Source organism: Rhizobium sp. N324 (genome assembly GCF_001664485.1).
Taxonomy (GTDB): Bacteria; Pseudomonadota; Alphaproteobacteria; order Rhizobiales; family Rhizobiaceae; genus Rhizobium.
Genome location: NZ_CP013630.1, coordinates 2,193,434 through 2,215,738, shown reverse-complemented (window position 1 = coordinate 2,215,738; position 22,305 = coordinate 2,193,434). Strand labels below are relative to the sequence as shown.

20 protein-coding genes are annotated in these 22,305 nt (G+C 62.9%); 5 read left to right on the top strand and 15 right to left on the bottom strand.

The annotated features are described in order from the left end of the window. Nucleotides 1–9: 9 nt before the first annotated feature. From AMK05_RS10725 to AMK05_RS10715, 3 genes are all read right to left on the bottom strand, one after another. Nucleotides 10–1,305, bottom strand: a complete 1,296-nt coding sequence (locus tag AMK05_RS10725; protein ID WP_064838441.1) for an efflux RND transporter periplasmic adaptor subunit — start codon at nucleotides 1,303–1,305, stop codon at nucleotides 10–12. A 261-nt stretch (nucleotides 1,306–1,566) separates the two neighbouring features. Then, nucleotides 1,567–1,941, bottom strand: coding sequence for a GFA family protein (locus AMK05_RS10720; RefSeq protein WP_064838440.1), 375 nt, complete (start codon nucleotides 1,939–1,941; stop codon nucleotides 1,567–1,569). 8 nt (nucleotides 1,942–1,949) lie between these two features. After that, nucleotides 1,950–2,159, bottom strand: coding sequence for a hypothetical protein (locus AMK05_RS10715; protein ID WP_064838439.1), 210 nt, complete (start codon nucleotides 2,157–2,159; stop codon nucleotides 1,950–1,952). 374 nt (nucleotides 2,160–2,533) lie between these two features. On the opposite strand from AMK05_RS10715, the gene AMK05_RS33235 reads away from it, so the two are divergent. Then, nucleotides 2,534–2,716 carry a hypothetical protein gene (locus AMK05_RS33235; protein WP_082935646.1) on the top strand — a complete coding sequence of 61 codons (183 nt, stop codon included), beginning with the start codon at nucleotides 2,534–2,536 and terminating at the stop codon, nucleotides 2,714–2,716. A 62-nt stretch (nucleotides 2,717–2,778) separates the two neighbouring features. On the opposite strand, the gene AMK05_RS10710 is transcribed toward AMK05_RS33235, so the two are convergent. From AMK05_RS10710 to AMK05_RS10690, 5 genes are all read right to left on the bottom strand, one after another. After that, nucleotides 2,779–3,858 (bottom strand): ABC transporter ATP-binding protein, encoded by a 1,080-nt coding sequence (locus tag AMK05_RS10710; protein WP_064838438.1) that lies wholly within the window; start codon nucleotides 3,856–3,858, stop codon nucleotides 2,779–2,781. Between the two features lie 18 nt (nucleotides 3,859–3,876). Beyond that, nucleotides 3,877–4,926 (bottom strand): carbohydrate ABC transporter permease, encoded by a 1,050-nt coding sequence (locus AMK05_RS10705; protein ID WP_064838437.1) that lies wholly within the window; start codon nucleotides 4,924–4,926, stop codon nucleotides 3,877–3,879. Continuing rightward, nucleotides 4,923–5,960: a carbohydrate ABC transporter permease gene (locus AMK05_RS10700; protein WP_064838436.1), complete on the bottom strand. Its 1,038-nt coding sequence runs from the start codon at nucleotides 5,958–5,960 to the stop codon at nucleotides 4,923–4,925. The genes AMK05_RS10705 and AMK05_RS10700 overlap by 4 nt, the downstream gene beginning before the upstream one ends. 11 nt (nucleotides 5,961–5,971) lie before the next feature. Next, nucleotides 5,972–7,231 carry an ABC transporter substrate-binding protein gene (locus AMK05_RS10695; protein WP_064838435.1) on the bottom strand — a complete coding sequence of 420 codons (1,260 nt, stop codon included), beginning with the start codon at nucleotides 7,229–7,231 and terminating at the stop codon, nucleotides 5,972–5,974. A 169-nt stretch (nucleotides 7,232–7,400) separates the two neighbouring features. Continuing rightward, nucleotides 7,401–9,920, bottom strand: a complete 2,520-nt coding sequence (locus tag AMK05_RS10690) for a hypothetical protein (protein ID WP_064838434.1) — start codon at nucleotides 9,918–9,920, stop codon at nucleotides 7,401–7,403. Nucleotides 9,921–10,105: 185 nt separating this feature from the next. Here AMK05_RS10690 and AMK05_RS10685 point away from each other — a divergent pair, with 185 nt between their 5' ends. Further along, on the top strand, nucleotides 10,106–11,164 hold the full coding sequence (locus AMK05_RS10685) for a LacI family DNA-binding transcriptional regulator (RefSeq protein WP_064838433.1): 1,059 nt from the start codon (nucleotides 10,106–10,108) through the stop codon (nucleotides 11,162–11,164). Here AMK05_RS10685 and AMK05_RS10680 read toward each other — a convergent pair. From AMK05_RS10680 to AMK05_RS10660, 5 genes are read right to left on the bottom strand one after another with little or no spacing between them, the layout of a single operon-like run. Then, nucleotides 11,151–11,894, bottom strand: coding sequence for an ABC transporter ATP-binding protein (locus AMK05_RS10680; protein WP_064838432.1), 744 nt, complete (start codon nucleotides 11,892–11,894; stop codon nucleotides 11,151–11,153). The two genes, AMK05_RS10685 and AMK05_RS10680, sit on opposite strands and share 14 nt — an antisense overlap. After that, the gene (locus AMK05_RS10675) at nucleotides 11,891–12,736 is read right to left on the bottom strand and encodes an ABC transporter ATP-binding protein (RefSeq protein WP_064838431.1); all 846 of its coding nucleotides are present in this window, start codon (nucleotides 12,734–12,736) and stop codon (nucleotides 11,891–11,893) included. The genes AMK05_RS10680 and AMK05_RS10675 overlap by 4 nt, the downstream gene beginning before the upstream one ends. Before the next feature lies 1 nt (nucleotide 12,737). Continuing rightward, on the bottom strand, nucleotides 12,738–13,640 hold the full coding sequence (locus AMK05_RS10670) for an ABC transporter permease (protein WP_064838430.1): 903 nt from the start codon (nucleotides 13,638–13,640) through the stop codon (nucleotides 12,738–12,740). Beyond that, nucleotides 13,637–14,665 (bottom strand): ABC transporter permease, encoded by a 1,029-nt coding sequence (locus AMK05_RS10665; protein ID WP_064838429.1) that lies wholly within the window; start codon nucleotides 14,663–14,665, stop codon nucleotides 13,637–13,639. The genes AMK05_RS10670 and AMK05_RS10665 overlap by 4 nt, the downstream gene beginning before the upstream one ends. A gap of 21 nt (nucleotides 14,666–14,686) precedes the next feature. Further along, nucleotides 14,687–16,282: an ABC transporter substrate-binding protein gene (locus tag AMK05_RS10660; RefSeq protein ID WP_064838428.1), complete on the bottom strand. Its 1,596-nt coding sequence runs from the start codon at nucleotides 16,280–16,282 to the stop codon at nucleotides 14,687–14,689. Nucleotides 16,283–16,416: 134 nt separating this feature from the next. Here AMK05_RS10660 and AMK05_RS10655 point away from each other — a divergent pair, with 134 nt between their 5' ends. The 3 genes from AMK05_RS10655 to kdgD all read left to right on the top strand — a co-directional run bounded on the left by AMK05_RS10655 (nucleotide 16,417) and on the right by kdgD (nucleotide 19,131). After that, nucleotides 16,417–17,127, top strand: a complete 711-nt coding sequence (locus tag AMK05_RS10655) for a FadR/GntR family transcriptional regulator (protein ID WP_064838427.1) — start codon at nucleotides 16,417–16,419, stop codon at nucleotides 17,125–17,127. 65 nt (nucleotides 17,128–17,192) lie between these two features. Further along, nucleotides 17,193–18,167 (top strand): mannonate dehydratase, encoded by a 975-nt coding sequence (locus tag AMK05_RS10650; protein WP_064838426.1) that lies wholly within the window; start codon nucleotides 17,193–17,195, stop codon nucleotides 18,165–18,167. Between the two features lie 37 nt (nucleotides 18,168–18,204). Next, nucleotides 18,205–19,131 (top strand): 5-dehydro-4-deoxyglucarate dehydratase, encoded by a 927-nt coding sequence (kdgD, locus tag AMK05_RS10645; RefSeq protein WP_064838425.1) that lies wholly within the window; start codon nucleotides 18,205–18,207, stop codon nucleotides 19,129–19,131. A 30-nt stretch (nucleotides 19,132–19,161) separates the two neighbouring features. On the opposite strand, the gene AMK05_RS10640 is transcribed toward kdgD, so the two are convergent. Next, nucleotides 19,162–20,211 carry a quaternary amine ABC transporter ATP-binding protein gene (locus AMK05_RS10640; protein WP_064838424.1) on the bottom strand — a complete coding sequence of 350 codons (1,050 nt, stop codon included), beginning with the start codon at nucleotides 20,209–20,211 and terminating at the stop codon, nucleotides 19,162–19,164. Then, nucleotides 20,204–22,186 (bottom strand): ABC transporter permease, encoded by a 1,983-nt coding sequence (locus AMK05_RS10635; protein WP_064838423.1) that lies wholly within the window; start codon nucleotides 22,184–22,186, stop codon nucleotides 20,204–20,206. The genes AMK05_RS10640 and AMK05_RS10635 overlap by 8 nt, the downstream gene beginning before the upstream one ends. Nucleotides 22,187–22,305: the final 119 nt, after the last annotated feature.

Genomic DNA, 22,305 nt, shown 5'->3' with positions numbered 1-22,305 from the left:
TCTCTCCGCTCAGTTCGCACGTGTCGTGGCGTCGGTCACCAATGCGTCACCGTCCTTGAGGTCGCCGGAGACGACCTGGGTGAACTGGCCGTCGGATGAGCCGACCTGGATGACGACGGGGCTGGGCCGGCCGTCGCTTAGCACCCAGACGCGGCGCTCGGCGCCCGTCAGCGCCTGGCCGGAATTGCCGCCGCCGCGCTGGCGTGGCGGGCCGAAGATGCCGAAAATGCCGCGGCCGCGCCGTCCCGCCTGGGTCGGGGCGTAACGCAGCGCCGTGTTCGGCACCATCAGCGTATCCTTGACGGCCTCGACGGTGACGTCGGCCGTCGCCGTCATGCCGGGGCGCAGCAGGAGATCGGCATTGTCGACGGAGAGGACCGCCTTATAGGTCACGACATTGTTGACCACCTCGGAGGCGAAACGGATCTGCTCGATCTCGGCGGGAAAGCTCCGGTCGGGATAGGCGTCTACCGAGAACTTCGCCTTCTGGCCGACGGCGATCTGACCGACATCGGCCTCGTCGACATCGACCTGCAGTTCCATCTTCTTCAGGTCGCCCGCGATGGTGAACAGGATCGGCGCCGAAAGCGAGGCTGCGACGGTGGCGCCCGGATTGACGGCGCGGGTAAGGATGACGCCGTCGATCGGCGAGACGATCTTCGCCTTGGCAAGATTGACCTCGGCAAGCTGCAGGTCGGCTTCCGAAGCGAGCACCTCGGCTTCGTTGATCTGTTTGGCGGCGACGGCGGAATCATATTTGTAGGTGGCGTCGTCGAGGCTTTGCTGGGTGGAGACATTGCTCCGGACCAGGCTCTTCAGCCGCTCGAGCGAGGTGCTTGCCGACTGCAGGTCGGCATTGGCCTTGGCGACATTCGCCTTGGCCGAATTGAGCTTGGCGCGTGAGCTCTTCACATCGGCCTCGAGCTTGTTGGTATCGAGCTGCGCCAGCACGTCGCCCGCCTTGATCGTGCTGTTATAATCGACATTGACGTCGCGGACCGTGCCGGACAGTTCGCTCGATATATCCACCTGCTCGGTCGGCTGCACCGAGCCGGTGGCGGTGACCAGCACCGTCAGATCGCCGCGTTTGGCCGGCTGGGTGGCATAGTTCACTTCGCTTTGCCCGCGGCCCATATAGAAATACGCGGCGCCGGCTGCTGAAGCAACGAGGATCAACAGGATGAACAACCGTCCGCGCCAGCGGCTGCGCTTGCCCTGACGTCCCGATGCGGCAAGCACCGTTGCGAGCTCGGACGCGCCGCTTGTCTGTGCCCCGGTCTTCTTGCCGGTTCCGGTATCGTTCATGTCATCCTCGATCAGTCAGTGGCCGTCTCGGCCCCGCAGTAAAATAATCACAGCGCAGATGAACCGGGCATTAGCATTGCCGCCGAAGTGGCACGGAATTGCGGAGGGGGAAATGAAATATTGGTGGGAAAAGTCAAGTTTTGGCGCGGTAGAGCATGTCGCGCAAAAGTGTCAGGCGGTTTTGCGATCACGACATGCAGAAAACGAAAGAGCCGAAGTGTGGCAAGCGATCACAAAGATCGCGACACGCTTCAGCACTCGTCAGTCGGCATCCTCGGCAAATTGCTCTGCACCCGGCAGCTGAGGCAACCAGGCTTCGCGCCGCTTAATCCAGACTTCATGATCCGGGACGAGGTCGCTCGGCGGACTGTCGAGCGAGCCGAGGCGGATTTCCGCGGCGTCCTCCTGCAGGCAGAAAAGCCGGCTGCCGCAGACGGGGCAGAAGCTGCGACCGGCGAAGGTCGCGATCTGACCGCTATGGGAAAAAGCCGGGCGCGGCCAGACCGCGAAGAAGACGAAGGCGGAGCCGCTCGATTTGCGGCAATCGGCGCAGTGGCAAAGGCCGACGCGAAGCGGCTCACCTTCGACGCGATAGGCAACCGCCCCGCACAGGCAACTTCCGGTCCGGATCCGCATGGCCGCTGTCAGGCGTCGAGACTGGTGGGCAGCCCCGGCGGACGCCGCTTTGCCGCCATCAACAGATCGAGTTCGGTGGCGGATGGGCCGAACTTCTCGTAGAGGCGTTTTGCCTCCTTGTCATCCAACCGGTATTTCCTGGCAAATTCGCCGATACTGTAGGGGCGGCCACGCAACACTCTTCGCGCCGGGGTCGCCGTATTCGGTGCGTCGGTCATGGGTTTCTCCTTTCTTTCCATGCCCTTTAAGTTAGAGCGATGGGGTCGATTGAAAAGAGCCGATGGGCCGCAGCGGGCTGCCGGCATGGAGCGATGGGGTCTGATGGCGGAACCTTCCTGCCACCAGACGCATTGTCGAATCGAGGTAGCGGGCCGCGCCAAGCGGACGCGGTGGTGCTGGAGAACATCGGGATTTTTCCGCTTTCTCCCGATGGCCAACGAAACGGCAGGCGAGCTCCCTACCCGCCCGGCCCGCTTCCTCATCCCTCATTTCGAGACGAGATCACGAAATATTAAAATGGGGAACGCATGGGCCGGAGCGAGGTTTTTCCAGCGAGGTCGACGTGGCCTCGTTCAAACCCAAGGAGAACCGAATGGCAAACCAAGGTGGAACCCATGAACAGCACGTCAAAGCCGGGCAGCAGAGTCACAAGAACGACTCCAATACCCGCAGCTCCTCTTCAGGTGGCCGCGACGCGCAGTCCAGCGGATCCCGCGGCGGCAGCCATGAACAGCATGTAAAAGCTGATCAACAGAGCCATAAGAACAGCCACTAAGCTGTCCTGAGATGAATGTTCGGCCCGCGCCTCCCTTCCGGCGCGGGCTTTTTTTTCAGCTCTCAGGACAGACGCCGGCCGTCCTCGCCGAAGAGATGCAGCACGGCAGGGTCGAAATGCAGCGGCAGGCTGTCGCCGGATTTCATCCGTTGCTGGCCGGCAAAGACGGCGATCAGCTTCTTTCCGCCGGTGTCGGCGTGGACGACGGTCTCCGAACCCAGCTCTTCGACAAGGGTGACCCTTGTTTCCAGTCTGCCCGGGCCTGCCGCTTCGGCAAGGGTGATGTGTTGCGGGCGAATGCCGATGCTGACCCTCTCGCCGATGGGGCGTGGATCCTGGGCAATGACGGACAGGCGATGGCCGGCGACGGTTTCGACCTCGGTGAGATTGCCGTCATGGCCGATAATTGCGCCCTCCAGGAAGTTCATGTGCGGGGCGCCGATGAAGCCGGCGACGAAGCGGTTGGCCGGCTTGTTATAGAGTTCCAGCGGCGTCCCGACCTGCTCGATCCTGCCGCCTCTCAGCACCACGATGCGGTTTGCAAGCGTCATCGCCTCGACCTGATCGTGGGTCACGTAGATCATTGTCGCCTTTAGCCGCGCATGAAGGGCGGCGAGTTCGGCGCGCATGGAGACGCGCAGTTCGGCGTCGAGATTGGACAGCGGTTCATCGAGCAGGAAGGCATCCGGCCGGCGGACGATGGCGCGGCCGATCGCGACGCGCTGGCGCTGACCGCCGGAGAGCTGGCCCGGACGGCGCTGCAGGAAAGGTTCGATCTCCAGCATGCGGGCGGCATCGGTGATGCGGGCTTCGATCTCGGGTTTCGCCACCTTGGTATTCTCCAGTCCGAAGGCCAGATTCTCACGCACGCTCATATGCGGGTAGAGCGCGTAGGACTGGAAGACCATGGCGAGGCCGCGGTCGGCGGCACCGATCGCCGTGACATCCTTGCCGTCGATGGCAATGCTGCCGGCAGTCGGCTTGTCGAGGCCGGCGATGAGGCGCAGCAGCGTCGACTTCCCGCAACCGGAGGGGCCGACGAAGGCGACGAACTCGCCGTCCTTGACCTCAAGCGAGACATCGCGGATGACCTCGACGGCGCCGAAATTCTTGACGATGTTCCTGAGCTCGAGCCCGCTCATGCACTCTCCTGTTTCATCTTATTTCAGTCCGGAGCCGGCGATGCCGGTGGTGATGAAGCGCTGCAGGAAGACGAAGATCAGCAACACCGGGATCATCGAGACGACCGTCATGGCGAGGATATAGTGCCATTGCACATTGAGCTCGCCAGCATAGACGTTGAGGCCGACCTGCAGCGTATAGAGCTCCTTGCGCGACAGCACGATCAGCGGCCAGAGGAAGTCGTTCCAGCGCCAGACGACCGAGAAGATCGCCAGCACCGCCAGCGCCGGCGCCGAGAGCGGCAGGATGATGCGCCAGTAGATCTGCCATTCGCTGGCCTTGTCCATGCGTGCGGCGTCGATCAGCTCGTCCGGGATGGTCAGCATATATTGACGGAGCAGGAAGACGCCTGTGGGGGTGGCGACCGTCGGCAGGATGACGCCCCAGAGGCTGTCGAAGAGGTTCAAGGTGCCGATGACGGAATAGAGCGGCACGACGATGACCGAGAGCGGCACCATCAGTGTCGCCAGGATCATCAGCATGACGGCGGTGCGGCCGGGGAACTGGTATTTCGACAGCGCAAAGGCGGCCATCGAATTGACGAGCAGCGTGATCGCCGTCGCGGCCACGGTGACGAAGACGGAGTTGCGCAGGAACAGGAAGAAATCGAAACGCTGGAACGGTTCGGTGTAGTTGGCGGCGGCGAATTCGACCTTGCGCACCGGGGTGCGGTCCTTGATGTTGACCTTGACGATTTCGCCGGGCTGTTTCGGGTCGATCATCTGGCCGATGATGCCGATGCGGCGGACTTCGGCGAGCACGCGGCTGCTGCCATCCGGCATCGTCACGGTATAGAGCGGCAAGGGCTTGTCGTGTCCGGGCACCACAGCCTGTTCGGTGACATAGGGCAGGAAGGACGGCGGGAATTCGGCAAGGGCGGCCGGCGTCTTGAAGGAGGAAAAGACCAGCCAGACGGCCGGGCCGAACATCAGGAAAACGCCGGAGATCAGCCAGATCCAGGTGACGACGTCGGTCCAGTGCCAGCCGCGGCCGCGGCGGCGCAGAAGAAAGGTGGCGACAGCGCTCATTGGCGTTTCCCTCTCTTCTCATTGCGGCTGCTGGCGGCGAGCTGGACCAGCGTCAGGATGACGAGCACGATGCCCATCAGGATCGAGGCGGCCGACGCAAGCCCCGGATTGCGCAAGGAACTCGCAAAGCCCGTCTCGTAAATATACTGGGTGATGTACATGGTGCTGGTGCCCGGCCCGCCGCCTGTGAGCACGAAGACCTCGTCGAAGATCTGCACGGCGCGGATCAGCGCCAGCACCAGGACGACGATGAGGTTCGGCATCAAGAGCGGCAAGGTGATGCGCCGGAAGATGCGGGTCGGGCTCGCCTTGTCCATCGCTGCCGCCTCATAGAGATCCTTCGGGATCGCCTGCAAGCCGGCGAGCAGGATCAGCGCGTAAAAGCCCATATGCGCCCAGACCGAGACGAAGACGGCGAAGAAGAAGGCCCAGAAACGATCGCTGAGCCAGGAGAACGGTTCGAAGCCGAAGGGGCTCAACGCATAGTTCAGCAGGCCCTGGCGCTGCAGGATCCATTTCCAGATCAGGCCGACGACGACGGGCGACAGCAGCACCGGGAAGAAGAAGACGGCGCGCCAGAAGCCGCGATTGGAAAGCTCGCGGTTGAGAATCAGGGCCGTTGCCAGCGCGGCGATCAGCATCGCCGAGACCTGGAAGACGACGAAGACGCCGGTGTTGCGGACCGCCGCCCAGAAGGTGTCGGCGGCGCAGGTCGAAGGGTCGAGATAGGAACGGCAGTCGAACAGGATGTGGTACTGCTCGGTGCCGACATAGGTCCTGTTCTGCAGGAAGATGCCGCTGCCGCTCGTCGTCGAATAGAGGAAGTTGATGACCAGCGGCAGGAGCACGAAGACGCTGAAGATCAGCATGTTGGGCGCCAGGAAGACGCCCGCCATGCCGTTCAGCCCCGTCAGCTTCTGCCAGGCGCGCATGGGAATATCGACGATCCCCATGACAAGCCGGACAGGTGCTGCGAGCGCCTGCCGAGGGCCGGCCTTTGCCGGCGGTTCGGAAGAAACCGTCTTTTCCGCCATTCGTTCGTCCGTCAGTTGGCGCCGACCTTGGCCTTGATGTCTTCGTCAATACGGGCATAGGCGTCGTCGAGCTTCATTTCGCCGGCGATCACCTGGCTGATGCGGGCGACGATGGCGCTGTAATAGGCGTCCGACCACTTCCAGCCCGGCAGTTTCATCGCCGGTGCCGCCGTCTGAGCCGCCGATTCGACGAAGGCCTTCAGCGCCGCCTGCACATGCGGATTGTCGGTCTTGAAGTCCATCTGGCCTGCGGCAACACCCTTATGCGCCGGAATGAACAGGCTGCGCTCGGCGAATTCCTTCTGCACGTCGGCGCCTGCGAGGTAATCCATCACCTTGGCGACATCCTTCGGGTTTTGGGTGTATTTGACGGCAACGAGGCCGGCGCCACCCTGCATGCCGGTGCAGGCGGCCGTGCCGCAGGGGCTTCCCGCCATGACCCAGTCGAAGCTGTCGCCGATCTTCTGTGCGAAGGCCGAAATCTGCCAGCTGCCCGAGTAATAATAGGCAAGGCCGCCATTGATGAAGTCTTCGGCGGCGGCACGGTAGGTGGTGCCGGCAGCGCTGACCCAGACATCCTTGTTGACGATGCCCTCCTCGTTCCACTTGACGAAGCGGCTGAGGAATTCCTTGGAGCCCTGGTCGATCGGCGCCGGCTTGCCATCGGCGGCGATGTAGTTGGCGCCGTAGGAAATGTTCGGGCCGGAGACGCGGTGACCGGAGCGGTCGATCGCCATGGCAAAGACCTTCTGGCTGTCGGCGACCCTCTTGGCGGCCGCCGCCCAATCATCCCAGGTCGCCTTCGGGCCGGGAAGTTCGACGCCGGCCTGCTCGAACAGCGTCTTGTTGACGAAGCCGCCGGTCAGGGTCAGCTGGGTCATGAAACCGGTGATGGCATTCGAGCCGTCGGGCCGCATCCAGTCGGCCTGGGCGCCGAAATTGTCGTCCCAATATTTCGCATCGGCGAGCAGCGGGCGAAGATCGAGCCAGTGCTGGGCCTGCGCCTTCAGATTGGTGACCCGGGCGATATCAGGCCCCTTCCCGGCTTCGAGCTGCACCGGCAGCTGTTCCTTGACGACGTCGTAGGAAACCTCGTCGAGGATGACGTTGACGTCCGGATTGGCCTTGGAGAAACGCGAGAGCAAGTCCTTGATGACAGCGCCTTCGCCGCCATCGGAATACCACATGATGCGCACGTCGCCGGCATGGGCGCCAACGGAACTCAAAAGAACCGCAGCCAAAGCCGCGCCGATCGATTTCATTCTGGTCATTTTCTCCTCCTCTTAACCGATGAAGTCCTACAGCGCCGCGCGTCTTTTCGGACGAGCAAAGGACCCTGTAACACTTTGAATTGCTGCATAATTTTATCCTTAAATCGATTCCGATTTAAGGAATTATGCAGCAGGCCCGGTCGGTCCTCCACCTGCCCGGGCACGTCGTCTACGAAGCGGCGCGCCGAGGCTGCCTGCCTGACATCTCAAGATGTACCGCGTCTCCCCCCACCGACCAGTCCGACGGCCGAAGAATACGGCCTTCGGCGCGCACGGTGCCGTCCTCTTCGAAGACGACCTGACCATAATCCGGATCGATGACGATCAATGCGCCGCCATTGTCGCGGCGGGCTGCCAGCGTGGCGAAACGTGCCCGCATGCCGTCAAGGCCGCCTTCGCGCCCGTGATCGGAGAGACGGACGATCCAGCGGCCGTTGCGGCCGGCGAGGCGCAGTTCGACGTCCGTCGTTGGGCCATGCTTCACCGGCTCCAGCGGCCCGTTGCCGATCAGCATGGCAAGGCCATTGCCGGAACGGGCGAGCGCCAGATTGCCCTCGACCATCGTGTCGTCGAAGGCTTCGAGCGGGAACCAGGCATGGGTGAAATCCGGCTGGCCCTCGTGGATGTCGAAATCGAGGATGGCGAGATCGCGATATTGATGGACGCGCGGCAGCGTTCCGCAGCCGCCCCAGAAACTCGGCCGGCCGTAACCGAACTGGATGGTTTCGCCGGGATGGTTGATCCAGATCTGGGCTTCCGGCCGGTCACCGAGGCGCAGATGCAGCACCGTCTCCTGATATCCCCAGGCACCGGGGCGATAATGGGCGATGGTGCCGAGGGCGGTATCGCGTGTCTTGTAGTGATAGAGGGCGGCAAAACGGTTCTCGCCCTGGGAAAAGGTCCATTCCTGCGCCTCGTCGGCGTCGTGCATGGCAATCGCAGCAAGCGCTTTCGGGAATTGCAGGCCGTGATCGCGGATACAGACGGCAAGCTGCGGCAAGGCGTGAACGCGACGCCCGTACCAGCCGCAGCCCCAGAGCAGCCTAGAAATGGCCGACAGTTCGACGGATCGGCCGGGGCGCAGCGTATGCTCGTAGGAGCGGCCCTGGCTGCCGGTCAGCATGCCCTGATGGGCCGAGCGAGCGACGATCTCCATCAGGCGGACGATGCTGGCATTCGCCCGGGCGCGGATCGTATGATCCGGTGCGCAGGCAGCAAGCGCCGTCAGGCCCTTGAGGTCGATCGGGAAATAGGGAACGGAATTCCACTCGGCCATTTCCCAGCGCCCGAAATGATCGAGCCAGGCGCGGACACGCTCTTCGCCGACCTTCATCTGCTCGGCGCCGGTGCGGCCGGAACGGATGAAGACGGCGTCGGGGAAAAGCCTGCCGCCGAGGTAGGCGGCGGTGTGGAAGAGCAGCGCGTGGTTTTCCGAAAAATACCACTGAACGTCGTTGCCCGGCTCATCCATCCAGTAGCGGTAGCGGAGGACGGCGTGTTCAATCCTCTCCCGCAGCGCCGGCGACAGCAGATCGCTCCAGCGCGTATAGGCAAACAGCAGCGGCACCAGCACGAAATCGGCGCAGTCGTGGCAATCCTCGATGACGGGCAACATGGCCGAGATCATCGCCTCGGTCTGCTCGCCGCCCTGCCCCAGGGCGAGGCGGGCGAAAGCGCAGACCGTATCGGGCTCGGAATGGGCGGCGACTTCTTCAAGCGCCTCGGCGATGCGATCTTCCAGCGCAGCCGGCGCTGGCCCCTGGCGCTGGGGATGACAGATCTCGACGCCGAGCGTGCGGCCGAGCGAAAATTCGCCTGTTTTGAAGCTGATGCGGAAATGGCGGAAATCGGCGGGCATATCAGCCGAGGTGCCGAGTTCCAGCTTGGTTGCGCCCGCTTCCAGCGCGAAGTCATAGTCGAAGCGCTCGACCGACATGAAGTCGCCTTCGACCTCGACATGACAGCTCAGCCCCAGCGGCAGCGGCGCGGGAAACAGGATCGTCACGTCCTCGCCGAGATAGGCGGTGCGGTCGAAGCGCATGCCTTCGAGGATCGCCTCCAGCCCGTTCGCAGCATCGGCGGCGATCGGAACGGGAAGCGATGTTTCGACTTCCGGCCCGTAGAGATAATCCAGCTGGAAATAGAAACGGGCGTCGCGCTCGGCCAAATCGTCGAAATAGATGCGGATCTCGTTGAGTCCGGCTGAAAGTTCGACTTCGAAGCTCTGCTGGGCTTCCAGATTGCGCTCGTAAGGCGCCATGAAGCCCTGCTCGCGGCCGTTGACGAAAAGGATCGCGCCGCCGCAGGTCGACAGGCGAAGCTTGGCGAGCCCGGCCGAGCGGGCATCGAGGAAGGTGCGCGCCCAGCAGCCGATGCGGGTCGGGCGAAACCAGAAGCCGGAGAGATCGACACGCGGAGAGGCAAAGGGCAGCCACCACCGGACGGGCTCGAACTCGGCGGTCGGCTGCGGTCTTTGGCCGGAGAAGGATTTTTTGAATTCGGTGCGGCAGGGATATTCGTGCGGGATGAAGTTCTTCGTCTTGGTGACGAAGAAAAACGGATCCATCCTGCCTTCCATCGGCCGGTCGGCGACGTCGTAGCGCGCCTGCGAGAGGTGGCCGAGCTGCCAATAGACGATCGGGCTCTGCTTGCCGGTGGCGCGGCGAAGATGGGATTTCCCAGCGGTCATGCTTCAGCTCGTTCGAGCCGCGAGACGCCGGAAACACCGACGCGTGGACTGGCCGTCAAACCGCATCTTCAAAGCCTCCCTGCTCTGTCGCTTGTCGCGGACTCCTCTTGGCCAATTGTGCATAGGCATTCCGTTTGCGCAATCTGAAAGATTTTTGCATAAAGGTATGGCGCGAGGAGAACGACATGGCAGCGGAGGAGAAAAAAGGCAGGCGCACGCGCCTCGACGACATCGCCGCGCGATGCGGCGTCTCGATCAGCACCGTGTCGCGGGCGCTTGCCGGCGAAAAGGGTGTGAGGCCCGAGATTCGCAAGCTGGTGCTCGAAACGGCAAGTGCCGTCAGCTACGCCCTGCCGGCCAGCGTCGCCGGCAAGAAGGTCATGCTGGTCGCCTCCGGCGCGGCGATGATCGATTATGTCCGCAACCAGTTCACGCTCTACGTGCTCGAAGGATTGAATGCGCGGGCAGCCGCTCTCGGCATCGAGATGGCGATGCGTCCGGTCGCCGACAAGGCGGATGAAGCCCGTGTCATCGCCGAGATGCGCGATGATCCGGGTTTCGGCGGCATGCTGATCCTGACCGTCGACGAGGAAGATATGCTGGCCGCCGCCGCCAGTCTCGGAAAGCCCGTGGTGCTCGTCAATAGCGACGATCCCTATATGCGGCTTTCCAGCGTGACGCCCTGCAACCGTTCGGCCGCCTTCATCGCCGCCGAGCACCTGATCAAGGCGGGGCACGAACGCATCCTGTTCATGCTGCGGCCGGGACGGCGAACGATCGAGCGGCGCCTGGAGGGCTGGCGCGATGCCCTGCAGCATCATGGGCTGACGGCCGATGCCGATCTGGTGCTCGAGGTCGACGACTGGCTGCCGGAACTGGGTGCCGAGACCCTCACCCGTTTTGTGAGTGACAAAGGCCTCTCTTTCACCGCTGTCCTGACGGCCGGCGACAGCCTTGCCGCCGGCGCCGTGCACGGATTGCAGGCAATGGGCTATGCCGTGCCGCAGGATATCTCCGTCATGGGCATAGACGACCTGCCGCAATCGGCCTTTCTCAATCCGCCCCTTTCGACGGTGCATATCCCGATGCGCGAACTCGGCGCCACCGCGCTCGATCTGCTGCGTGATATGATGCTCGGCCTCGCGATGCCGCGGCGGCGGGTCGAGCTTTCCTGCCATCTTGTGGAAAGGGGCAGTGTTGCAGCCGTCAGCGGCGCAGCAGCGCGAAATATCAAGCCTCGATAAAGCTCGCCTCGAATAGCTCGCGCGCATAGGCGTCATGCGTGGTGCCCGCCTGCAGATCCGCCTTGGTCAGTTCGTCGACAAAGCCGCCGTTTTTCATAATCAGCACCCGGTCGCACATATGGGCGATGACCGCGAGGTCGTGGCTGACGAGCAGATAGGTCAGGCCCTTTTCCTCGCGCTGATCGGCCAGCAGGTTGAGGATTTCGGCCTGGACCGAGACGTCGAGAGCCGATGTCGGCTCGTCGAGCAGCAGGATGGGCGGCGAGAGGATCAGCGCCCGGGCGATCGCCACGCGCTGCCGCTGGCCGCCGGAAAGTTCATGGGGGAAACGATTGGCGAAGCTTGCTGGCAGGCCGACCTGAATCAACGCCTTTTCGACCTTCGACCAGATCTCCGAATGGCCCATGGCGCGCAGCGGTTCGGCCAAAGCGGTGCCGATGCGATGGCGCGGATGCAGGGATCCATACGGATCCTGAAAGACCATCTGGGCAAATTTCAGCTCCTCGCGAGAGCGCTGCTTGCCGATCGGTTTGCCGCCGAGTTCGATCTGCCCGGTCCAGCCGGTCTCCATGCCGGCAAGGCAACGCAGCACCGTCGATTTGCCGCAGCCGGATTCGCCGACAATACCGAGCGTCTCCCCCTGCTTGACCTGAAAACTGATACCCCTGACGACATGGTTGCTGGATTTGGCGGAGGCAAAGACGACATCGAGGTCGCGGACATTGATCATTGCGCCGTCTCCAGATCGAGTTTCGCCCTGTCGAGTACCGCCAGCCGGCGAACCGGCTTCTTCGGGTCGGGCAATGCGGCTATCAGTCCGCGGGTATAGGGATGGCGGGCCTCTTCCAGACTGGTCAGCGTCTCGACGATGCGGCCGGCATACATGACGATGATCCGTTCGCAGAAGGCTGCCACCATGCGAATGTCGTGGCTGATCAACAGCAGGCCGGAATTGTTCTCGCGCACCAGTTCATCGAGCAGCAACAGCACGTCCTTGCGGACGCTGACATCGAGCGCCGAGGTCGGTTCGTCGGCAATGACCAGCTTCGGCCGCGCCAAGAGCATCATGGCGATCATCACGCGCTGGCCCATGCCGCCCGATATCTGATGCGGATAAAGCGCCATGACCCGATCCGGATCGCTGATGCGCACGCGCTCCAGCATGGCGCGGGCGGCGACTTGCGCCGGGGCCTTGCCGAGACCGAGGTGAAGGCGTGCGGCCTCGGCGATCTGCTTGCCGATCGAAAGCACCGGGTTCAAGGAATAACGCGGATCCTGCATGATCAGCGCGATGTCCTTGCCGCGAAGCGCGCCCATCTGCCGCTCGCTCTTGGAAAGCAACGGATCGCCGCCGAGATCGAGGCGTTCGGCTGAAACCACCGCTGCCGGCGGCAGCAGCCGCATGATCGCGCGGCCCGTCGTCGATTTTCCGGAACCGGATTCGCCGACGATGCCGACGCGTTCGCGCCCGACGTCGAAACTGACATTGGATACGGCGGGCACGGCACCTCGCCCGAAGCGGACGGTCAATCCTTGGACGGAGAGAACCGGCTGCAGATCATGATCCTGCATTTTACGATCTGGCATGGCGGGGATCCAGAATGTCGCGCAGAGCATCTCCGGCGATGTTGAAGGCAAGGCTGGTGAGAAGAATGGCGATCCCCGGCATGACGGCGACCCACCAGTAATCCAGCATGAATTTGCGGCCGTTGGAAATCATCGCCCCCCATTCCGGCGCCGGCGGTTGCGCACCGAGGCCGAGAAAGCCGAGGGAAGCCGCCGTCAGGATGATGCCGGCCATGTTGAGGGTCAGGCGAACGATGACCGAAGGAACGCACATCGGCGCGATATAAAGGAGAAGGATGCGGATCGGCGAAGCGCCGTACAGGCGGGCAGCGACGACATAATCGGCGTTTCTAACGACCAGCGCCTCGGCGCGGGCGAGTCTGGCGATCGGCGGCCATGCGGTCAGCGAGATCGCGATAATTGCCGTGGTCAGGCCGGCGCCGAGTGCGGCGGCAAAGGCCAGCGCCAGGATCAGCGACGGGAAGGACAGAACGATATCGGTCGCCCGCATCAGCAGCGCATCGGTGCGCCCGCCGAAGAAGCCGGCGACAACGCCGATCAGCAGGCCGACCGGGCCGACGATCAGCGAGATCGACAGCACCGTCTGGATGGTGATGCGCGTGCCGAAGATCAGGCGGCTCAGAATGTCGCGGCCGAATTCGTCGGTACCGGCCCAATGCGCCAGGCTCGGGGCCTGCAAGGCATCGCCGAGCGATTGCACGACCGGATCATAAGGCGCCAGAAGCGGCGCGAAGATCGCGATCAGGCAGAGCAGGCCGAGGATGACGAAGCCGGCAAGGCCAAGCGGTTCCGCAGCCAATTTGCGGCCGGCGCGCGCAAACGAGGCCGCGACGCGGGTCGAGACACTTGGCGGGCGGATCTGAATGTCGGCGTGGATGGCGTCGCTCATCGGGCCGCCTCCCGCATGCGCGGATCGAAGACGGCGTAAGCGACGTCGGCGAGGAAGTTTAACAGCATGAAGATGAATCCCACGATGATGGTGCCAGCCACGATGGCGTTCATGTCGCCGATCATGAGGGCGTTCGTCATGTATTGGCCGATCCCCGGCCAGGAGAAGACGATCTCGGTCACGACAGCACCTTCCAGCAGCCCGCCATAGGAAATCGCCAGGATGGTGATGAGTTGCACCGCGATGTTCGGCAGGACGTGGCGCCAGATCGTGCCGAAGGGGCTCACACCCTTGGCACGGGCGGCGATAACATAGTCCTGGCTCAACTGCTCCAGGGTGAAGCTGCGTGTCATGCGGGTGATATAGGCCATCGCCGCATAGGCGAGGATGATGGCGGGCAGAATGATATGTCCGAGCGCATTCCAGAAGATTTCCGTCTCGCCCTGCAGCAGGCTGTCGATCAGCAACAGGCCGGTCTGCGGCGTGACGAGGCCTTCATAAAAGACATCGATCCTGCCCGGCCCGCCGACCCAGTTGAGGCCGGCATAGAAGATGACCAGCCCGACGATGCCGAACCAGAAGACGGGGATCGAATGGCCGACGAGCGCCACCACCCGGGCTATCTTGTCGATGAAGCTGTCGCGAAACGAAGCCGCGACCAGGCCGAGCGGCACGCCGACGAATGTCGAGATGATCACCGCCAGCGTCGCCAGCTCGAATGTTGCCGGAAACGCCTGGGCGAGGTCCGACGAGACCGGATTGCCGGTGAGCACTGCAGTGCCGAAATCACCATGCGCCAGCCCGTTCAGATAGAGGAAGAACTGCTGGTAGATTGGCAGATCGAGCCCGAGACGGGCCCGCATCGCCGCATATGCGGCGGGATCGGCGAGCTCGCCGACGATCGCGCCGACCGGATCGGTGGGCAGGACGCGGCCGATCACGAAGGTCACACAGAGGAGAATGAACAGGCTGACCAGCAAATGCGCCAGGCGTCGGCCAAATTCGGCTACGGAGAGTTCCTTCATGATCGGCTGTCCTCTCGAGTCTTACTGGGTTTCGACCTTGGTCACGTTCTCGAGACGCGTCATTTGAGACGGATGTCCGACATATCCCTGGACCTTGCCGGTCAGGACGATCGGCTCAAAGCGCTCGAACATCGGCAGCACGGCAGGCTTCTGTTCGACGAACATCTTCTGCATCTGCACGTAGAGTTCGCCACGCTTTTTGGCGTCCGGCTCCATCGATGCCTTCGCCGTCAGCGCCGTCAGCTCGGGAATATCCCAGGCCGAGCGCCAGACGAAATTCCCGGCATTGTTGGCCTCTTTCGAGTTGTCGGGATTGGAGGAAAACTGCTCCATCGAGCCGAGCACATTCGGCATATAGGCGCTGGTCTGCGGGATCAGCAGATCGAAATCCCGGGCGCGATGGGCGGCGATGATTTCGGAACCGTTGCCCTGCTGGATGTCGATCTTGATGCCGACCTGGGCAAGGGAAGCCTGGATGGCGGTGGCAAGATCGATACGCGGTGTCTGGGCGATGGTCTTCAGCGTCAGCGAGAAGCCGTCCTTATAACCCGCCTCTGCCAGCAGTTGCTTGGACTTCTCTACGTTGAGCTGCCAATCCGGGCTCGGGATCGCATATTCGAAATTCTCCGGCACGGGCACGGTTCTCGCCCGTCCGTACGGCCCCATGATCGTCTTCTCGATACCCTTGTAGTCGATGCCGTAGGCAATCGCCTCGCGGACCTTGGAGTTGGAGAGGTATTGGTTGCCGGCATTCATCGACAGCACGTAGAAGCCGCCTGTCGGAATGCGCTGGATGGCGAAGCCCTGCTTGGCCTGGAATGTCGCGAGATCGGAGGCCGTCAGCGCACTGGCAATATCGATATCGCCGCGCTCCAGCATCAGCCGCTCGACCTGGCTTTCCGGCACATGGCGGACGATGACGCGGCGCATCTTCGGAGCGCCGTCGACATAACCCTTGTTGGCGTCGAGAATGACCAACTCGTTCGGAGACCAGCGGTTGAGGGTGAATGGACCGGAACCGGCCGAATGCGTTCGCATCCAGGCATTGCCATAGTCGTTGTCGACGGCGTGGCTTTCGACCTCGACGCTGTCGACCACGCTGGTGGTGGTCGTCGTCAGCCGGTAGAGCAGAAGCTCCGCCGTCACCTGGTCGGAAAGATCGATACGCACCGTCTGGTCGTCGACCGCCTTGACGAGCTTGTCGACATTGTTCTTGTCGTAGCCGACGCGCTTCAGGTTGGCGGCTGCGGCCTGATCCATCTTCAAGAGCCGCCCCAGCGAATAGACGACGTCCTTCGAGGTGACCGGGTTGCCGGAGGCGAAATTGGCCTTGCGCAGCGTAAAGGTGATGCCCTTGTCGTCAACCTTCCAGCTTTCCGCCAGCTGCGGAAGGATCTTTCCGTCCGCCGTGCTGGCGACCAGCCGGTCGTAAAGATTCGACATGATCTCAACGGCTTTGCCCTCGGTCGCCTGCTGCGGATCGAGGGACAGAACCTGGGCCAGCGACGTCCCGATCACCAGCTGGTCTTGCGGCGTGGCAGCCTGCAGCTGCGGGGCAGCCATCGTCAGCGCGCCGAAAACGGCGCCAACGAACAGGCCTTTAGAAAAATGCTTCATTGTCACTCCTCCATGAATTACTATAGAAGACATATTATGTCGCCCGTATGTCGTATTATGATCTATCGAAGTCCGATACGATTGACAAGGCCCGAGCGGGAGACTTGAGTGCAAAGGGATTGGGGAACAGAAAAATGACGACACTCAGCCGTGGGCGAGAAAGACTGGCGCAGCAGGTCATCGATCAGCTGCGGGCGCAGATCGAGACGGGGATGCTGCGCGTCGGCGACCAGCTGCCGACCGAGCCGCAGCTTGAAGCAACCTTCGGCGTCAGCCGCACCGTGGTGCGCGAGGCGATCGCCGACCTCAGGTCGGCCGGCTTCGTCAAGCCGATCCAGGGCAAAGGGGTGTTTGTCGCGGATCCGAAATCTCAATCGGTGCTGCCATTGACGCCGGTGGAAATCAAAAGCATCCCCGAAACCCTTGAATTGCTGGAGTTTCGCATGGCGGCCGAGGGGGAAGCCGCGGCGATTGCCGCCTATCGCCGCACCGCCGAGCAGGAAGCCGCCATCCGTGAGGCCAACCGCCGCATGGCGAACCTGATTGAAACGGGGCAACAAACGGTCGAGGCCGATTATGCCTTCCACATGGCGATTGCCGCCGCCACCAACAACCGATTCTACGTCGATGTCCTGCGCCAATTCGGCCCCAAATCAATTCCCCGCGGCCAGTTTCCGACGCTGCCCGAGGCCAATGACCGCGACTATCTGCAAAAGGTCTATGCCGAACACGTCGAAATCCTCTCGGCCATCGCCGATCAGGATCCGGATCGCGCCCGCCAGGCGATGCGCGCCCATATGATGGCGAGCCAACGCCGCTACCGGATGCTCGCCGAGCAGCAATAGGGCTCGACTCTCTTCAAAATTCATATTATGTCATATGACATTGTGTAATTTCGAAAGAGACTCAAATGTATCTGGGAACACAGGTCGCCGCGCGGGACGACGACGATTATCGCATCTTCGCGCAACTGGGTGTGAAGCATATCAATGCCGACCCGCCGGGAGAACCGAGCAGCTGGACGCTTTCCGACCTCGAGCGCCATCGCGACAAGGTCGAAAGTTTCGGCCTGATCCTCGACATGATCCAGCTGCCGCTGCCCTCGCAGCCGATCGAGAAAGCGTCCTATCCGGATATATTGCTCGCCGGCCCGGAGCGCGACAGGCAGATCGACGCCGTCTGCAAGCTGATCGAAGATACCGCGGCGGCCGGCATTCCGGCGGTCAAATATAATCTCAACCTGATCGGCATTCCCCGCACACCCGATGAACCGGGACGCGGCGGCTCGATGAACGCCAGCTTCCGCTGGGACAAGACCGATCAGCAGGCAGCACCCGGTCTTGCCGGGGTGCTCTCCGAGGACGAAAACTGGGAACGGATCGACTATTTCCTCGAACGGGTCGTGCCGGTCGCTGCAAGCAACCGCGTCAGGCTCGCCTGCCATCCGCACGATCCCTATACGCCGCCGGGCTTTCGCGGCGTCACGCGGGTGCTCGGCACCGTCGAAGGCCTGAAGAAATTCGTGCTGATGCGGGAAAACCCCTATCACGGCCTCAACTTCTGCCAGGGCTCGATCGGCGAGATGCTGGAAAATCCCGGCAAGGAGATCGACGACGTCATCCGCTGGTTCGGCGAGCGCAACAAGATCTTCAATGTTCATTTCCGCAACATCCGCGGCGGCAAGCTCTCCTTCATGGAGACCTTCCCCGACGAGGGCGACATGGACATGGTCCGCTCGGCGAAGATCTACAAGGAAGTCGGTTTCAAATACATGCTGATGCCCGATCACGTGCCGACCGTCAGCGGCAAGGACCCTTCCGCCACCGCATTCGCCTACTGCTACGGCTATATCGCGGCTCTTCTGCAGACGCTCGAAAGCGCCTGAGACGGCTAATTTTCAACAAGTAAGGAACAGGACTTTCATGATGAACCCGATTGAATTGAAGAAGGCCGTCGGCAGTGGTCTGCTCTCGTTTCCGGTGACGCATTTCGACGATCAGCTGACATTCGACGAGGCAAAATACCGTCGTCATGTCGAATGGCTTTCGGGGTATGACGCGGCCGCACTGTTTGCCGCCGGCGGCACGGGAGAGTTCTTCTCCCTCAATCCGGCCGAAATCCCGCAGGTCGTCCAGGCTGCCAAGGCCTCGGCCGGCAAGACGCCGATCATCTCGGGCACCGGCTACGGCACGTCGCTCGCCATCGAAATCGCCAAGGCGGCCGAAAAGGCAGGCGCCGACGGGCTGCTGCTTTTGCCGCCCTACCTGATGTTTGCCGAGCAGGCCGGCCTGATCGCCCATGTCAAGGCGGTATGCCAATCGGTCGGCATCGGCGTCATCGTCTATAACCGCGACAACGCCGTCCTGACGGCCGAAAGCATCGCGCGGCTCGCCGAGGAATGCCCGAACCTGATCGGCTTCAAGGACGGCGTCGGCGATGTCGACAAGGTCATCGAGATCACCACCCTGCTGGGCGACCGCCTCGTCTATGTCGGCGGCATGCCGACCCATGAGGTTTACGCCCAGGCCTATTTCGCCGCCGGCGTGACGACCTATTCCTCCGCCGTCTTCAACTTCGTCCCGGCGCTGGCCCAGCGCTTTTACGGCGCCTTGCGCACCGGCGACCAGGCGACCGTCGACGAGATCCTGAAGAGCTTCTTCTTCCCCTTCGTCGCCTTGCGCAACCGCAAGAAGGGCTATGCCGTCTCGATCATCAAGGCCGGGCTGCGGGTGCTCGGCCAGAACCCCGGCCCGGTGCGCCCGCCGTTGACGGATCTCACCCAGGAAGAGCTGACGCTCTTGGAAAAGATCGTCCAGGCCAACGGCGTCGGACGGATCGCAGCGGAATAACAGCAGCGCGCGGACGGCAAGTCCGCGCGGTCAGCCGCTCGCCGCCAGCGTCGCAAGCGCCCGCTGGCGGTCGAGCGATCCTATCTGTCTGCCGGCGGCATCGAGGACCGGCAAAGCGCCGGTGGCAGAAACAAGCTGCGGCGCGATCTCCGAAATCGTACAACCAGCCTTCACTCCGCCGGCGACATTCTGTCCCTGCGCAGAGCTCATCAGCGAAGAAACCCGAACCACACGGGCCGGCGGCACCTTGGCGACGAAGCGGCGGACATAATCGGTCGCCGGCCGCGTCACCAGCTCTTCGGGCGTTCCGATCTGGACAATGCGCCCGCCTTCCATGATGGCGATCCGGTCGGCGAGCCGAATGGCTTCGTCCAGATCATGGGTGACGAAAACGACCGTGCGCGTCTGGGTCTGCTGGAGCCGCAGCACCTCGGCCTGGAGATCGGCACGGATGAGCGGATCGAGCGCCGAAAACGGCTCGTCCAGAAACCAGAATTCCGGATTGGTGGTGAGCGAACGGGCGATGCCGACGCGCTGCTGCTGGCCGCCGGAAAGTTCGGCGGGAAAGCGGGCCTCTCGCCCCGTCAGTCCCACGGTATCGATCAGTTCGCGCGCCCGCGCCTCGGCCTTGGCGCGCGGCATTCCCTGAACTTCCAAGGGGAAAGCGATATTGCCGAGAACGGTGCGATTGGGCAGCAGCGCAAAATGCTGGAACACCATGCCCATCCGGCGGCGGCGGATATCGACCAGCGCCTTGTCGTTCAGTTTCAAAATATTCTCGCCGTCGTAATGAACCTCACCCTCGGTGGGCTCGATCAACCGGGTGAGGCAGCGAAGAAGCGTCGACTTTCCCGAGCCGGAGAGGCCCATGATGACGAAGACCTCGCCGCGCGCGATCCGGAAGGTCGCATCCTGCACCGCGCCCACGACCTTGGCGGCGGCCAGTGCTTCCGGCGTGCGGGCGGAGGCGGGACGCTGGCCGAAAGAGGCGGCATCGGCCCCGAAGACTTTCCAGACGCCCTTGGCTTCGAGCGCAACAGGTGCCGTCCGTCCCGGTGAATGGTGATAGGCATCAGACATGGACATCTCCTTCACGCCCGGCAGCACGCGCGGCTCCGGATTTCAACAGCGCATCGGCGATGAGCGCGATGCAGGCAACGCATAGACCGGCGACGATGCCGGGCCCGGTTTGTCCCCGGGCGAGCGCCGTATAGACCTCCTGCCCCAGCTCCCGCGTGCCGACGAGAGCGGCGATGACAAGCATCGACAAGGCCATCATCACGGTCTGGTTGACGCCGAGAATAAGCGTTGGCAAGGCGGACGGCAGGCTGATGAAGCGAAAGGTCTGCCATGGCGTGCAGCCCGACATCAGCCCGGCCTCGATCCGTTCATGCGGCACATGCGCCATTCCCGCCATGCCATAACGCACGGCCGGCGCTATGGCATAAGAGGCAATGGCGATCAGCGCCGAAAAGTCGCCATTGCGGAACAGCATGACAGCCGGCAGCAGGTAGACCAGGGTCGGCAGGGTCTGCAGCGTATCGAGCGCCAATTGCACCGGCCCGTGCAGCCGCGGATGCCCCGCCACCCAGATCCCCAGCGGCAGGCCGATGGCAAGGGCGATGGCGACGGACAGAACTGTCAGATAGACCGATGACATCGCCGCCTGCCAATAGCCTGTTAGTGCGATGAAAAGGATCAGCAGCACGACGATCGGGGCAGTGCGCAGACCGCCCAGCGCGTAGGCCGCCACCGCCAGGAGCAGCACGACCACGCTCCACGGCGCTGATTGCAGCAGATCGCGGAAGGGATTCATCACGCCGAGCAGCATGGCGGTGCGCATCGCTTCCAGCGGCCCGTAGAAGGTCTGATTGATGAAACTCACCGCGCCGTTCCAGAAAGGTGCCGTCGTCAAGGTCCGGCCGGCCGGCCAGGCGGCAAGCGCCGGCACCGCCAAGCTGAGGACTGTCGGCACCGCAAGCAGCGCCAGGGCGAGAACGGTATCGCGGCGGCACCAAAGCCTGTGGCGGCCCGTCGACTGATTGCGGGCCGCCGCCTGCGTCAGCCGGTCGAGCACGACAGCCAGCGCAACGATCCCCATGCCCGCTTCGAAGCCGGCGCCGAAATCGAGCCGGCGCAGCGCGCGCAACACGTCATAGCCGAGGCCGCCGGCGCCGATCATCGAGGCGATGATCACCATGTTCAGCGTCATCATCACCACCTGATTGAGCCCGATCGCAAGCTGCGGCATCGCCACCGGCAATTCGACCTTCCACAAGGTCTGCCGGCGGCTGCATCCCGTCATCCGCGCCAGTTCGAGCGTTTCGGAGGGCACGGAGCGCAACGCCAGCACGGTGGCATGCACCATCGGCGGCAGCGCGTAGACCACCGTGGCAAACAGGGCCGCACTCGGCCCGTAGCCGAACAGAAGCAGCGTCGGCAAAAGATAGGAAAAAATCGGCACGGTCTGCATGATATTCATGACCGCCCGCAAACCGGCTTCCGCGCCCGGCGAACGATAGGCCCAGATACCCATCGCCAGGCCCAAGGCGAGGCCGGTGATCACGCATAGCAGGACGGAGGCCAGCGTGATCATCGCCGAGACCCAGAGGCCGAAGACGACAAGATAGGCGCCCGCCGCCAGGGTGAGCATTGCCAGGGACCGGCCGGAGACCCGCAAGGCGACAAGCGCTGTCACCAATATCACGCCGACCCAGCTCAAGGGTGGAGCGATATGCAGCTTGTTGAAACCAGCGCCTTGCACCCAGCCGTCGACCAGCAGCATCTTCAGCCACAGGATCGGCGTCTCGGCGATTGCGGCAAGCGCCCGGGTGGCGTCGGCGATTTTCACCTCTCCGATCGCCGCGTCACGCGCGAACCAGTTCAATCCTCTGCCGACATAATCCGACAGCGGCAGAACCGCCCAATCGGGCAAATGCACCAGTGGTCCGGGGAGAAAGAGCGCCGCAGCCATGATCGCAGGAAGCAAGGCGACATAGGCCCAGTGACTGCGCCAAAGCGTCATCTCCCTGGGCTGTGCGAGGCTATGGGTCATCTCGTCCTCCCAAATCGATAGAGCATGTCGCGCAAAAGTGTGAAGCGGTTTTGCGGCAACGACATGCGCAAAACAAAGAGCTAAAGCGCGTTGCATGAATCAAGTTTGACGCGACGCGC